The 13168-nt window shown below is 35.2% G+C and carries 13 protein-coding genes; 4 read left to right on the top strand and 9 right to left on the bottom strand.

Annotated features, from left to right (window positions below; genetic code table 11):
* Positions 1-17: 17 nt before the first annotated feature.
* The gene (gene rpe, locus MRY82_01680) at positions 18-671 is read left to right on the top strand and encodes a ribulose-phosphate 3-epimerase (protein MCI5071638.1); all 654 of its coding nucleotides are present in this window, start codon (positions 18-20) and stop codon (positions 669-671) included.
* Positions 672-689: 18 nt separating this feature from the next.
* On the opposite strand, the gene MRY82_01685 is transcribed toward rpe, so the two are convergent.
* From MRY82_01685 to MRY82_01705, 5 genes are all read right to left on the bottom strand, one after another.
* Positions 690-1253 carry a hypothetical protein gene (locus tag MRY82_01685; GenBank protein MCI5071639.1) on the bottom strand — a complete coding sequence of 188 codons (564 nt, stop codon included), beginning with the start codon at positions 1251-1253 and terminating at the stop codon, positions 690-692.
* Between the two features lie 64 nt (positions 1254-1317).
* Positions 1318-2382 (bottom strand): hypothetical protein, encoded by a 1065-nt coding sequence (locus MRY82_01690; protein ID MCI5071640.1) that lies wholly within the window; start codon positions 2380-2382, stop codon positions 1318-1320.
* Positions 2363-3340 (bottom strand): hypothetical protein, encoded by a 978-nt coding sequence (locus tag MRY82_01695; protein MCI5071641.1) that lies wholly within the window; start codon positions 3338-3340, stop codon positions 2363-2365. Before MRY82_01695 ends, MRY82_01690 begins: the two co-directional genes overlap by 20 nt.
* 104 nt (positions 3341-3444) lie before the next feature.
* Positions 3445-3804 (bottom strand): response regulator, encoded by a 360-nt coding sequence (locus MRY82_01700; GenBank protein MCI5071642.1) that lies wholly within the window; start codon positions 3802-3804, stop codon positions 3445-3447.
* Positions 3797-5215 (bottom strand): HAMP domain-containing histidine kinase, encoded by a 1419-nt coding sequence (locus MRY82_01705; protein MCI5071643.1) that lies wholly within the window; start codon positions 5213-5215, stop codon positions 3797-3799. The genes MRY82_01700 and MRY82_01705 overlap by 8 nt, the downstream gene beginning before the upstream one ends.
* Positions 5216-5629: 414 nt before the next feature.
* Here MRY82_01705 and MRY82_01710 point away from each other — a divergent pair, with 414 nt between their 5' ends.
* The gene (locus MRY82_01710) at positions 5630-6775 is read left to right on the top strand and encodes a pyridoxal phosphate-dependent aminotransferase family protein (protein MCI5071644.1); all 1146 of its coding nucleotides are present in this window, start codon (positions 5630-5632) and stop codon (positions 6773-6775) included.
* Here MRY82_01710 and MRY82_01715 read toward each other — a convergent pair.
* Genes MRY82_01715 through MRY82_01725 form a run of 3 tightly spaced genes read right to left on the bottom strand, consistent with a single transcriptional unit; the run spans position 6761 to position 9886 of the window.
* Complete coding sequence (locus MRY82_01715) at positions 6761-7738, bottom strand: flippase-like domain-containing protein (GenBank protein MCI5071645.1); 978 nt, start codon at positions 7736-7738, stop codon at positions 6761-6763. The two genes, MRY82_01710 and MRY82_01715, sit on opposite strands and share 15 nt — an antisense overlap.
* A 10-nt stretch (positions 7739-7748) precedes the next feature.
* Positions 7749-8897 carry a GNAT family N-acetyltransferase gene (locus tag MRY82_01720; protein MCI5071646.1) on the bottom strand — a complete coding sequence of 383 codons (1149 nt, stop codon included), beginning with the start codon at positions 8895-8897 and terminating at the stop codon, positions 7749-7751.
* Positions 8897-9886, bottom strand: a complete 990-nt coding sequence (locus MRY82_01725) for an NAD(P)-dependent oxidoreductase (GenBank protein ID MCI5071647.1) — start codon at positions 9884-9886, stop codon at positions 8897-8899. Before MRY82_01725 ends, MRY82_01720 begins: the two co-directional genes overlap by 1 nt.
* A gap of 122 nt (positions 9887-10008) precedes the next feature.
* Between MRY82_01725 and MRY82_01730 the strand changes: the two genes are divergently transcribed.
* Entirely contained in the window at positions 10009-10206 is a 198-nt protein-coding gene (locus MRY82_01730) for a hypothetical protein (GenBank protein MCI5071648.1), read from the top strand.
* Positions 10203-11708 carry a capsule assembly Wzi family protein gene (locus MRY82_01735; protein ID MCI5071649.1) on the top strand — a complete coding sequence of 502 codons (1506 nt, stop codon included), beginning with the start codon at positions 10203-10205 and terminating at the stop codon, positions 11706-11708. Before MRY82_01730 ends, MRY82_01735 begins: the two co-directional genes overlap by 4 nt.
* A 509-nt stretch (positions 11709-12217) precedes the next feature.
* Here MRY82_01735 and MRY82_01740 read toward each other — a convergent pair.
* Complete coding sequence (locus MRY82_01740) at positions 12218-13153, bottom strand: hypothetical protein (protein MCI5071650.1); 936 nt, start codon at positions 13151-13153, stop codon at positions 12218-12220.
* Positions 13154-13168 lie beyond the last annotated feature (15 nt).

A 13168-nucleotide genomic window follows, 5' to 3' on the forward strand; every position in this document is an offset into this window, starting at 1 on the left:
CGTAGTATGTATGGCCCATGTCAAAAAATGTTCTTATAGCTCCCTCTATATTATCTGCTGATTTTTCAATTCTTGGCCAAGAAATTAAAGCCGTGGAACAAGCTGGCGCTGATTGGCTGCATATCGATGTGATGGATGGCCACTTTGTACCTAATTTAACCATGGGCCCCATGATTCTTGATTCCATTAAACAATGCAGTGACCTGTATTTGGATGTGCATTTGATGGTCAGCCATCCTGAACAGTGGCTTGAACCTTTTGCTAAAGCCGGGGCCAGTGGACTCACCATCCATGCTGAAGCTACTCCTCATATTCAACGTTGTTTAAGTGCCATTAAAGACCTGGGCCTAAAAGCTGGCCTGTCCTTAACACCGTCTACACCTTTATCTTTTATTGAGCACATTATGGATGATTTAGATTTACTGTTATTGATGACGGTTAATCCTGGCTTTGGTGGTCAGAGTTACATTTCTGCCATGACTCAAAAAATTGCAGCTGCCGCCGAGCGAATACAACACAGTGGTAAAAATATTATTTTACAAGTTGATGGTGGTGTGAACCGTGAAACGGTTGATGCAATAAAAAAAGCCGGCGCCCGATGTCTGGTAGCCGGCTCAGCTGTGTTTAAAAGTGATAATTACACATCCATTATTAAACAATTAAAACAATAAACAACAGTATCGACCGTTTTAAGCTCTAGGACCTTTTGTGCAAAGCAAAGTATCTAAGTTTTGAGATATAGAGCTTAAATTCATAAAATCTTGTTGATCTATTTCATATTCAGGGAATGCTTGGCCACCATTAATATGATTGCCAACTTCATGCGTATCATCCATCACAACCGATACCTTTTTAGATCCCATCTTTACAAATAAAGCATCTTGTCCATATGCAGCACTTAATGGAATTTCATTTTCTAAAACAAAATAAATCGCTTTTTTTTCAGACTCAGTTTTTTGCATATTGTTAAGAGAGTTAACACTGTTTTGTAAACATTTATCCAAAGTTGCTATTTGTAAACTATAAAACTGAGAAGCATCATTTTTCATAATATTTTTTGCTCTTCGTAAAATATGGTTTACACCTCCAGAACAGTAATACTCAACTCCTGCATCAAAATTGTGTTTATCAATCGCATCCTGAAGATTGTATTCATAAATCAAGCTCTGATTGCATTCACTATAATTCTGGGCTTGAGCAAAACTCACACAAAACACCCCTAAAAAAAACACTAAATATTTAAATTTATTCATTTTTCCCCTTTCACTCCATCGTTATACAATTTTTATTCGATGCTTACAAGTCGCAACTTTTAATCTAGAACCGCTGTTTAAAGCCTATATAATAGATAGAACGATCGTAATTCAACTGTTGTGAGCTTAAGTCATTGGAAAAACTGGTGTATTTTAGCTCTAAATGCTGTTTAGGCGACATGTGGTAACTGACTTTGGCCGCATAGGAGTTAAAGGTTTGCCCCTCTGACTCTGTGAGTAGAAAACGTTGGCCTTCATCATCAAAGTCAAAAACACTGGGAAATTTGTTCCATTGAACAGTACCAGACAGGTAAATACTGACATAGGGAATTCCACTGGGACGTTCACCTAAATCATAAAACAAACGAAACATCATTTGATGTTTCACAAAGGAAAAACGGTCAATGGAAGAGTTTGAATCGGCATAGGTATAGCTTAATCTAACATTGGGCTTAAATGGGTAAGCAATAAAAAAGCCAATGTCATGATTGCTATCCTGACGGTTAACATCTAAAAACTGCTCCAATGAAAAAATATAGTTGGCTCCTAATTCAAGGTATTGATTTAAACGATGTTCTACGGCAAACCGCAACCATTCACTGATATTGCTAAAATCATCGTTGGCATAAAACTGAAAAAGTCTAAGGCCTGGTTCAAAAATATAACGGGTATTGTTGTGTTTATACATCGCTCGCATATGTAAGGCTGGCATGACATAGTTTTCTTCAATATCAAAATTGCTCGATAATTCTGATTTACGCTCAATTAAGACTTTTAATGAAGGCCGCCATTCAAACGTGAACTTATTTTTTTTGTATTGTGTTGATAAACTGAAAGATTGTATGAGCTGATCCTGGTTGTTTTCCTGAATAAATTTTTTAACCCCTTGCTGATAATGGAAGTAGCCTTGAAAGTTTTCTTTATTGAAAACTTGTTTTTTAGACATGTAATGCCCTCTTAAAACAAAGTCATCCTTTTTTGTTCCAAAATTTTTATAGACATTGGAGTCGTATTCAATGCCAAGCTGAACAAACTGCTCTTGAGCTACACCATTGCTTTGCCAGATAAAAAAGCTTAAACAGTAAATACCCCAGAAAATGTATTTTGTTTTATTGTTGATTAAGCTCATTAAGAATTTTCAAACGTTCTGCTTGTAAAAAAATCAACCTGGCTTCTAGGGTTTCAATGCTTTGATCCAATAAAGCTTCGTTCTGAGAAAAGCTTTGTTTTTGTGCGATCCGCTTTGCTTCAATGCTACTGATATCTCTTTGCGCATTCTCACCCAACAGTCTGTCTGTAGTTTCAGGAATGTTATCCCCAGGGTTTTGTTGATTATTACCGGAACCATTCAACGCATTCACAGCAAAGTCATCTGATCGATTACGGTTGCCTGAATGAATGAATTGACTTTCTGAAAAAAAAGACTCTTCTTCCAGTGTATCCATCAGAGATGTATTGATAAATTGTTTTCGGCGAATATTTTTTAAGCTACTTTCAACCATGGCAATTTTCTTGTTCATGCCTGCCAATAAATCTTCAAGCGCTAAAATAGTTTCTGGATCTAGGTCTTTAGGGATGGCAATTGGCTCTTCCTGCTTAATACTAAAGTCACTTCTACTATAACGCTCATAAAGTGCTGTTAACGCTTTTACTTGTGGCTTTGATAAAGCTTTAGTTTTTATTGAAGCATTTTTTGTATTACTGAGTTGCTCATCAATACTTTGTAACAACACCTCATTTTGTTCTTCTACAGCTCGCTTTGCTAATTTCTTTTTATTCCTCAATCGCTCTAAATTCTTAGCTTGGGCTTGAAATATTTGATATTGGTGATTGAGCTTGATGGTAGATACAATATCTTGTGCATCTTTAAGTTTTTTAATCTCTCGATGATAGTGTTTAAATACTTTTTCTTCATCCTCCAAAACCAGAAGATGCTGCTCATATTTTTTCTGTTTCGCGTCTAATGCGGCTAACTCAACTTTAACCGACTGAGGAAGGTGTTCCATAACAACAGTATCACCTTGTGCCAAAGCAAGTGTGATGGCAAAAATACTCGTCCATAAGGTGATTTTGTAAAAGTGAAACATATGCTTAATTCCTACTTGTATTTTACCATAAAAAAGCCTAAAGCTACAGGTTCATTCGCATTAAACATAAATTGAAAAAAATAAATATTTTCAATATTTTAGAGTTATTTTTGTGTGTACTCGAGCGCCTTTTCACGTAAAAGTTTGGGTGTAAAGGGCTTAGGAATAAAATCATAAGCCCCTTTTTTAATACATTCTACAGCAAGCTCAATATTGCCAAAAGCAGTAATAAATACAAACTTTGCCTTACTTTGAATACTTTGATGTTCTGCCAACACCTCAAGACCGCTGATATCTGTTAAGCGCATATCACAAAATATTAAATCATAGTGGCTGCGCTTAAGTAAGGTTATTCCCTGTTGCCCTTTATACGCCAAGTCTACAACATACCCTTCTTTTTGCAGAATTTCTAACATGCCTTCACCCATGGTGGCATTGTCTTCTATAATTAATATCTTAGCCATATTTAGGTAACCCCACCTTTACAACAGTGCCCTCTTCATAAACAGACTGCACCTCTATAATGCCACCATGCTTTTCAACAATTTTTTTACAAAAAGCTAACCCTAAGCCCATACCTTGGGCCTTACTGGTGTAAAAAGCTTTGTATATTTCTTTCATATTTTGCTTCAAAATCCCTTGTCCATTGTCTTCAATAATAAAATAAAGCATGTTTTTTTCTACTCTGTAATCAATCTCAATTTTACCTTTCTCAGCTTCAACCGCATCAATGGCATTTCTCATTAAATTTAACACCACGCGCTTGATATAATGCTCATCAAAAGTCCATTTTTGCTCATGTGACTTAACTTGCATGATCACTTTTTTTTCTTTTAACTCACGTTCAAAAGACTCGCTGCATCTGAGCAAAAAATCATCAACATCATGCTCTGCCACATCCAAAACAATGCCTCTGGCAAAATCTAAAAACTCATCTACGACGCGTTTCATGGCCGCTGTTTCTTTACCTATTTTTTCCACGGACTTTAAATTATCTGCGTTTTTTAGATCGCTGGATAAAATATCGACATACAAATCAATACCGCCTATGGGATTTTTAATTTCATGTGCAATACCTTTGAGCATCATATCTCTTTCTTGATCTCTTTGTTTTATTTTACAGCGCATGTCTTCTAAGGCATTGGCTAAATACTGTAACTCGCCATCAGCTTTTATTTTAATTGGGTTACTCAATATACCTTCACCAATTTCCTTCGCCTTTTTAACCAGAGCTTCAATAGGTTTAACAATACTGGATGAAATAACTGTGCTAACCACAATAATTAGCAACAAACAAACCATTGCAAAATAACTTAAACTTCGTCTTAAATTATTTAAACTTGCAAAAAACAAGGCATCTGCCTTGAGTACGATCACTGACTGAACAACATTTTGATTCAAAACAGGAACAAAGGCATATTTTTGCATGGTTCCCAATTCAGAAACGTATAAATTTTCAGTCCTGGCTTGTCCAGCCATGGCCTGGAACAAGCTCTTTTGAAAAATATCCAGACCTGCATATTTTACTCCTGGCTTATAGCCCAACCTTGAATCAACCAAACTATTGCCTTGGACATCTACAATATACATATATGCCAGATCATTGCTTTTTACGATTCGCTCTAATCTTTTCTGCAGGCGAATGTATGTTTTACTACTTTCCCCTAAGTCTTTTAAAGCCTTAATCTGCAAGGCATCAAGCTGTTGAGCAAAAGTCTCTCCCAAATGAATTAAACGCACATTCATCTCAGAATCTAAGCTTTTTTTGGCGACACTGTAAAAATACCAAGATGAGCCTGTTAATAAAACAGCAATAGGAACCAGATAGTAAATAAACAGCCTAGCTCTCAAAGTTTTGGTTATAAGTGTTCGCATTGTTTTTATGCTTACAATAGTCTCAAAAAAAAGCCAATTCAGTTATATTTGAAGTGTTTTTTTAGTTTTTTTCTCAGGTGATACTATAGAAAACATGGCTGTTGTTATGCCTGGAATTTTGCTTAAAATTTTTTTTGTTCAGAGTTCAGGGACAAATGAAACAATTAAAACCTGCTTTAAAATCGTATTATTTTGATATGTCGGGCAATTTTTCCTGCTGCATGTCTTCAAAACCTCACACAAGACACTCAATAAACCCAAGTTAGCACTATAAGAACTGAACTCATGAACACCTTATATATTTGGTAATCAGCGTCTAGTTTTTGAAAATCGCTTGCGTTAATAGGCTTATTTCGCTATATGGGGTTGATGCATCTTCTGGAAAGACTGAAAAAATTCACGTACTCGGATACGATGAAAGAAGCAGGCATATATCCTTATTTTAGACCCGTTAATAAAAGTGACGGCCTTCATGTGGAAGTCAATGGTGAAAAAAAACTTTTGGCCTGCTCTAATGACTATGTTTCCTTGTCGACCGATCCTCGTGTTATTGAAGCCTCTGATCAAGCTTTAAAAAAGTATGGAACTTCTTGCAGTGGCTCACGCTTTCTCAACGGTAATACAATAATCCATGATGAACTGGAAGAAACATTGGCTGACTTTCTTGGCTATGAAAGTTGTGTGGTTTTTAGTACTGGTTTTTTTGCCAACTTGGGTAGTTTGACCGCCTTATCTACTAAGAAGACCGTTATTTTCAGTGACAAAGAAAATCATGCCAGTATTGTTGATGGCAACAACCTTTCCTTGGCTAAAGTGTGCCGGTACCACCACAATGACATTGAACGCTTAGAATCCTTATTAAAAAAATACGAAGATACCGAAGAAAAAATTATCGTTTCTGATGGTGTATTTAGTATGACTGGTGAATATGCTCGTCTTCCTGAACTCGTTGAACTCTCCAAAAAATACAAGGCTTTTTTATACATTGACGATGCACATGGCATTGGCGCTGCTGGGAAAGAAGGTAAAGGCACAGAACAACATTTTAATATGACTGATAGTGTTGACCTTAACATGGGGACATTCAGTAAATCTTTAGCATCTATTGGAGGTTATGTCGCCAGCAATAGGACTGTGATTAATTACATCAGACATCATGCTAGGGCCTTAATTTTTAGTGCCAGCATCCCTCCTGCCAGCGCAGCTGCAGCTCTTAAATCTTTACAAATCATTCGTGATGAGCCTGAACGTGTTAGTCGTTTGCATAAAAATACAGAGTATGCGCGCCAACTATTTAATGAATATGGCTTTAAAGTTCCTGAACATGGCGGACCCATTATCCCAATCATTCTTGAAGGCGACAATGACATGAACTTCACCTTTAAGTTCAACCAGGCACTTTTTGATCATGGTATCTTTTGTGCTCCCGTTCTCCCACCTGCTGTACCCATGGGGACAACGCTCATCAGAACAAGCTACATGCATAACCACACACCTGAACAAATTGAGTTCATTGTAGAATGTTTTAGAAAAGCCGCTAAAGACCTAGGTGTCTTTTAATTTTTTTCTTTTCAATGATCTGATCAAAAGTACGCCAGCTCCATTAATCATATAAATATAGTAGGTAAAAAATCGCCATAAAAATAAACTTAAAGCCATGTTATGAGCAGGTATTTTATTTTCATAAATCAGTACAAAGGCAGCTTCAAAAGATCCTCCGCTAATCGGCAAGGGTGTTAAATGCAAAGAGTTAAACATCAGAAACTGTGGAACATAGATATCAACAGGCAATAATGAATAGCCTAACATGCATGCAATCAACCACAATATACTGAAACGATTAAACCACCACACAAAAGTTATGCCTACATAGATAAAAAATCGTAACTTGCCATAATTGAGTATATTTAAAAAATAAGCTCGAGCTTGAATGTATTTTTTAGCCAAATTAATTTTTTTAAATTTTCTCTGTACGCCAACCAAAAAAGAATACGTAAATTTTTTACTAAAAACCATCAAAAATAAAATAATACAAAAAACTATAAAAAACACTTTGATCAAACCCGATAACTTATCTTGCAATTGATCATATTGAGTTTGAGAAAAGTACAGGATCAGTGAAATTGAACTGATTAAATAAACAAGATCAATGGTATTTTCTATACCTATGATTGAAGCTGCTTTGACCTTTGGAATATTAAATTTTTGTAAATAATACCAACGGCTGGGCTCACCTGCCATTCTTGAAGGTGTAATACTGGAATAAAAATCTCCCAAACTTGCTACCTGAAAGGTTTTAAATACGGCTACTTTTTCTTTCAACAAAGAAGCCACCTGTTTCAGCCTGAAAGCACGCAGCCATAAATCTAGTGTAGACAATGCCAATAATAAAAAAAGATACCGCCAGTTCAACTCAGATAATGCTTGCTGATCAATAGGAAACTTGCGAAACACATAAATCGTTATGGCAAGCAAGCTGACCGCTGCAAAAATATATTGAACTACTGTAAAAAAACGCTTCATTGATACTTGATTAGCAGCTACCCGTATAAATGCGGTGAGTTTTATAATGCACTCCCTTAGAACTTTCAATGGTTCCTAAAATAAGTTGATTATCTTCATGAACCCAACCCACTTCGCAGGCTGAAAAGCCGCAGCCACTTAATTTTTGTTGAGCATGGGATAATAGGGCTGCTTCTAAACCCTTTTTACGAAATTTTTTTCGAACCCCAAAAGCCATCAATCGTGCACTTTTAATACTCTTCTTCTTAAATAAAAGATTCAATACTCTATAGATATCACTTTGGCCAAAATAACCCTGCTCTACTTTTAACAGCTCGTTAGCATTTGGAATTAAGCCTGAGACCCCAATAGGTACACCTTCTTTTTCAGCAAACAAAAACATTTCCGGAATAATAATAGGCTTAATACTATCTGCTATAATGTCTGCTTCTTCCTCACTCAATGGAACAAAGGTCCATAAATCTTCCCAAGCTTCATTGTATATATCTACAAACGTTCTGATATCCTGCTTAAAGTTTTTTAACGATACTGGCCTAATACTGATTTGATTTCTTTTTAAAATTCTTTGTGCTAGCTTTGAGTAACGTGCTTCTCTGGATTGCTCTTCAACAGGTACATAAAATGAGAGCAAGTCTTTGGCTTTTTCAAGGCCAACTGAATGCAACAAGTTATCATAATAATCGAAATTGTATGTCATTTCAATATAGGGACTTAGATCAAAGCCTTTGACCAAGACACCACAAGTGTGATTGTAAGTAAAGTTATAGGGCCCTATAAAAGATAGTACCCCTTTTGTTTTTAACCATGCTTTTGCATGGTCAAACAGTTGTTGTGCAACTTCTGCATTGTTGACACACTCAAAAAACCCAAAAAAGCCAACTTTTTGCTGTTGATACTTATTGTAAGCATGATTGATAGAAACCGTCATGGTTGCCAAAACCTGATCTTCTTGTTTAACCATCAAAAAAACTGTTTCTGCATCTTGATGAAAAGGAAACTTTTCTTCAAACATACCAACTTTTCCAAGCAGACTTGCACCCAAGTAGTCCATTTTAAGTTTAGGTACCCATTGCTTTTCACCTTGGTACAACTTAAATGGAAACTCTACAAAGTCTCTGAGCAAAGTTTTATCTTCTAGTCTGAACTCAATAACACGCATTATTTTAACAACCCCTGTTTCTTATACCATTGTATGGTTTTATCAAACCCTGTTTGCAGGTCATACTGACACTCAAAACTATGTTGATGCTTTATCTTGTTGGGAGAACACGTCCATGCTGCTGCCAACATCTCTTTGTATTTATCTGAATTATATGGCTGAGGTTTTGAAAAGGTATTTGCAATCCAATCTGCTACTATGGCAACAAATTTAAAAAAAACTTTGGGTAGTTTTATAACTCTGATTTTTTTGACCTTTGCAGCCTTTTGAAATTGATTGATGATGTCTTGCATGCTGTACAATTGTGGGTCTGAGACATAAAAAATAGTTTCTTTCCCTACTTTTTGAGCATCAAGCATGCATTGAATTGCTCTACAAAAATCTTCGACAAAAACCATACTGTAATACTTTTCTTTGCCCTTCATTTTTAAAGCCAAGCCTTTACTTAACAGCTTAAATAAATCCAACAATTGATAGTCATACGGTCCATAAACAATTGGTGGCCTTAAAATGACTTTTTCACCAGAGTAAGCATGCTCTAAAAAAGCTTTTTCTGAACGATGTTTGCTTTCTCCATAAAGGCTAATCGGTTGATTAATTTGGCTTTCATGCTTACATTCTGCCACATCCCCAGATTGTGTAGGCCCAGCAGCAGCCAAGGATGAAATTAAAATAAAGCGCTTTAAATTTGGATTATGCGCAAGCACGGCATCCAACAATTTTTTTGTTCCTTCTACGTTGACTCGATCAAAAGCCGCTTGATCCTTAGCTTTGACACAGCCCGCCAGATGCACAACCATATCCTGTTCAACAACAGCTTGTTTTAAAGCTTTCTTATCATGCAAATCACCAAGAATTTGCTTGATAGACGTATGGTCGAGCTTTTTTTGTTTACGATTAAGAACGGTAATTTGATATTGAGCCGGATCAAGGTGCTTTAATAAGTTTTGCCCAATAAAACCGGTACTGCCTGTAATCAAGATCTTCACATAAGGCTTATAGCCAAATTAACACAAAAAACCATGTTTTTCTGACCTAAAAATGATATTGCTCTAGCATGCAAGTCATGATTTTTATTAAAAAATCAATCTGTTTTTTGATTGTTCTGTTCATGATCAAACCTAACGCTGTTAAAGCCGAGTCTTTTAAAGGCGGTAGAGACATTGCCATGATCACAGCCGGCGTTATCAACCTTTCTTTATTGGTTATGGTGATCCACCAATCAAGTAAAAAAAACAGGAAAAACTCAATAAAAAAACCTATCCCCCTCAACTCAAATACTGAACCAAGCACAAAGCATAGCCCATGAAAAAAGCAACATTATTATACCCACTATTTTTTTTAACTTATTTTTTCCTCGTAAGCAGTAGCCATGGACAAAGTTTTCTAGCCAATAACGACTTCAGATACATTCTCATAAAAAAATACGCCGATACGCATACCCTACCTGGCTTTAACTTAAGAGGCCAACACAGCTATAGCCAACAAACCCTTAACAAGCTCATCAAAGACTCATCGCCAGATGCCAACGCTTATGTTTTTTCACCTCAAAACTATTCTTCAAAAATTGATGCACAATTTTCTTTAAACAGCGGACTATTTTATAACTCAATACCGGATAGAGCTATTATCGATATTGATGCCACAAAAAATTACCTGCTGGATAACTCATCCTTTTTTGATCAGGACAAAAAACTTCAAGATGACAGTACAGTATTTTTTGACCCCTATGTTCATTTAAGCTTTAACAATTCAATCGAAATCAATGCAGGAGCATTTTTCAATATAAATGAGCAATCCAGAGATTTAAATATGGATCTCTACAACGCTAATATACTGCTAAAGTTCTCCAAACTGCGTATTTTGTTAGGAAAAAGCTCCATTCAATGGAACCTAGCAAGAATTCACAGCTTTAATTTATCCAACAACACGCCTCCCTTATGGGCTATTCGCATTTTCAATGATGAAGAAATTGAGTTTTCAAATTTTTTAAAGTTCTTGGGCCCCGTCAAGTACGAAACATTTGTATCTGTGCTTGATGCCAATCGTAATCGTGAAAACTCTGTTTTGGTTGGGCATAAATTGTCATTTGCGCCAAATAAACGCTTGGAACTGGGCATGAGTTATACCGTTCAATTTGCCGGTAAAAATACTCAAGACCAAACCCCTCTAATCTATTTTGGTGATGTTTTTTCTGACTTTTCCGGTGTCAGCAACCGCAACTTTATTTTTGATGCTCGTTATCAACTGTTCCCCAGACAAGTGGAAGCATATGCTGAGTTTCTGGTTGAGGATTGTTGCGACAATATGCCTATCAACTCTAGAGACTTTCAGAGTCTACTTGGACTGCATTTTCATCAACTTTTTGGAACACTCAAGATGGATGCTAGTTTTGAATTTGCCAAAACCAGTTACATTGCTTACAGACATGGAAATTTTAAGTCCGGCTTCATCAATCAAAACAAAGTCTTGGGTCATCCCATTGGACCGGATGGTCTTGGAACCTATGCCAGAATAAATTATTTTTGGTCAAAAAAATTGTGGTGTTCCGTATTAGCTGGTTTTGAATCAAGCGGCACGGCTGATTTTAAAAATAAGTTTTATGGCAATACAGACCCTAATGTTGAAAGCTCCGAGCACTCTTATCAAGCCGGTCTAAATTGTTTTTGGAATCGCCAAAACACTTCTACACAAAATATATTTTCTCTTAATGGCAATATCACTTATCAACACATCCAAAACTTCAACTACATTGAAAATAGCAGCAGAGATGATGTATTTGTAGGTCTCAGTGGAAAATATGTTTTTTAAACGATTATCAGCTGCTTTAATGATATAAAAGTTTTATAGCTAGGTTACACCTACTAAAAAACTAAAATAAAAAACAAAACCTATTCAAAAAAATTTTCTTCTCACTCTATGGTTTAAAACATGCCTTTAAACATGAACATAGCCTAAAAATTGAGTTATTTTTTGCTGTTCTTTTGCTGGTATTTTTTATTTATTTTCAAGCCGCTGTTCTATGGTTAGTTGTAGGATTGCTTGCTTCTTGCATGATATTATCTATTGAATTGATCAACTCTGCTTTTGAAACCTATCTCGATCATTTTCATCCGGAATTTGATCAAATTGTTGGCCTTGTTAAAGATATATTATCGGCCTCGGTTTTTGTTAGCCAGGTAACAACATTTATTGTTTTTGTAATGTTTATAGTATCTCACATTATTTAATTATAATTTAACGGATCTTCATGTATAGCTTACGTCTGTATTCAGCATAACAATACAAACATATTATTTATAAGTCTCGGTACAAAGCGTCTATTTAAGTTTTAGTTTTTTTAAGATAAAAACGCTGTAAAACAAAAAATTAACCAGCTTGTTCAATGCAGCTATCATTATGAAAATAGCCATAATTTCAGCTTGGGAAACAGCATATATTTTTGCTACATTTGCATATACCCCTAACAAGACAATATCTTGACTTGGTAAGAAAGGAATTCTAGTAAAAATAATTTTTACGGCTAAAAATGTAAACCATATACTGTATGGTATTTCTGGTAGAACCACCACACATTGTAAAACTGATAAAGAATAAACAATAATTAGCCTAAACATGTGAATGAAAAAAACTTTTACTGTTGTGTTACTATCAAAATTGATAATTTTTTTACGAAAAAAAATAAAGCTAAGTAAAATTAATCCTACAAAACCAATAATCGATAGCCAGGTCGTTTGACTAATATTAAAAAAGCTTAAAAAACCAATTTGTTCAAAATGCACTAATGTGACCAGAAGAACTAAAGCTGTAATAAATGATGAAAATGATGAAATAATATTGTTATCTTTTATGATTCTAAATAATTCTAATTTATTTTTTCCCCAGTGTTTAACACCATAATTGAACAAGTAAGCTTCGCCTGAATACGAAATTAAATCAAAATTTAAAATTTTCTTGACTAAAAAAACTCTAATCCCTCCCCAAAAAGGAATATTTACAAAACAACTATAAATTAGCTGTTCCGAGAGTGGTAAGGCAATATAGGTGATTAAAAATAAAATATAAAAGTAAGGTGTTATTGGTAACGATGCCAATACAGATTTCCAACCAATTTTACTGATTTCAAAAAAAAGATATATTGATATTGCAACAGTAAAAATTATTTTTAAACTTTTCAGTAAAGTTCCCCCAAAAGGGGTATTCCTAAATTGAGAAAATTTTTCAAAATTTTTCTGAATTTTTGTAATATTGATCATTTCTAAATATTTTTT

This window comes from bacterium (genome assembly GCA_022763185.1).
Taxonomy (GTDB): Bacteria; Bdellovibrionota_G; JALEGL01; order JALEGL01; family JALEGL01; genus JALEGL01.

Coding starts and splice junctions, on each gene's coding strand:
- rpe (MCI5071638.1), top strand. CDS start 18: ATGTCAAAAAATGTTCTTATAGCTCCCTCTATATTATCTGCTGATTTT.
- MRY82_01685 (MCI5071639.1), bottom strand. CDS start 1,253: ATGAATAAATTTAAATATTTAGTGTTTTTTTTAGGGGTGTTTTGTGTG.
- MRY82_01690 (MCI5071640.1), bottom strand. CDS start 2,382: ATGAGCTTAATCAACAATAAAACAAAATACATTTTCTGGGGTATTTAC.
- MRY82_01695 (MCI5071641.1), bottom strand. CDS start 3,340: ATGTTTCACTTTTACAAAATCACCTTATGGACGAGTATTTTTGCCATC.
- MRY82_01700 (MCI5071642.1), bottom strand. CDS start 3,804: ATGGCTAAGATATTAATTATAGAAGACAATGCCACCATGGGTGAAGGC.
- MRY82_01705 (MCI5071643.1), bottom strand. CDS start 5,215: ATGCGAACACTTATAACCAAAACTTTGAGAGCTAGGCTGTTTATTTAC.
- MRY82_01710 (MCI5071644.1), top strand. CDS start 5,630: ATGAAAGAAGCAGGCATATATCCTTATTTTAGACCCGTTAATAAAAGT.
- MRY82_01715 (MCI5071645.1), bottom strand. CDS start 7,738: ATGAAGCGTTTTTTTACAGTAGTTCAATATATTTTTGCAGCGGTCAGC.
- MRY82_01720 (MCI5071646.1), bottom strand. CDS start 8,897: ATGCGTGTTATTGAGTTCAGACTAGAAGATAAAACTTTGCTCAGAGAC.
- MRY82_01730 (MCI5071648.1), top strand. CDS start 10,009: ATGATCAAACCTAACGCTGTTAAAGCCGAGTCTTTTAAAGGCGGTAGA.
- MRY82_01735 (MCI5071649.1), top strand. CDS start 10,203: ATGAAAAAAGCAACATTATTATACCCACTATTTTTTTTAACTTATTTT.
- MRY82_01740 (MCI5071650.1), bottom strand. CDS start 13,153: ATGATCAATATTACAAAAATTCAGAAAAATTTTGAAAAATTTTCTCAA.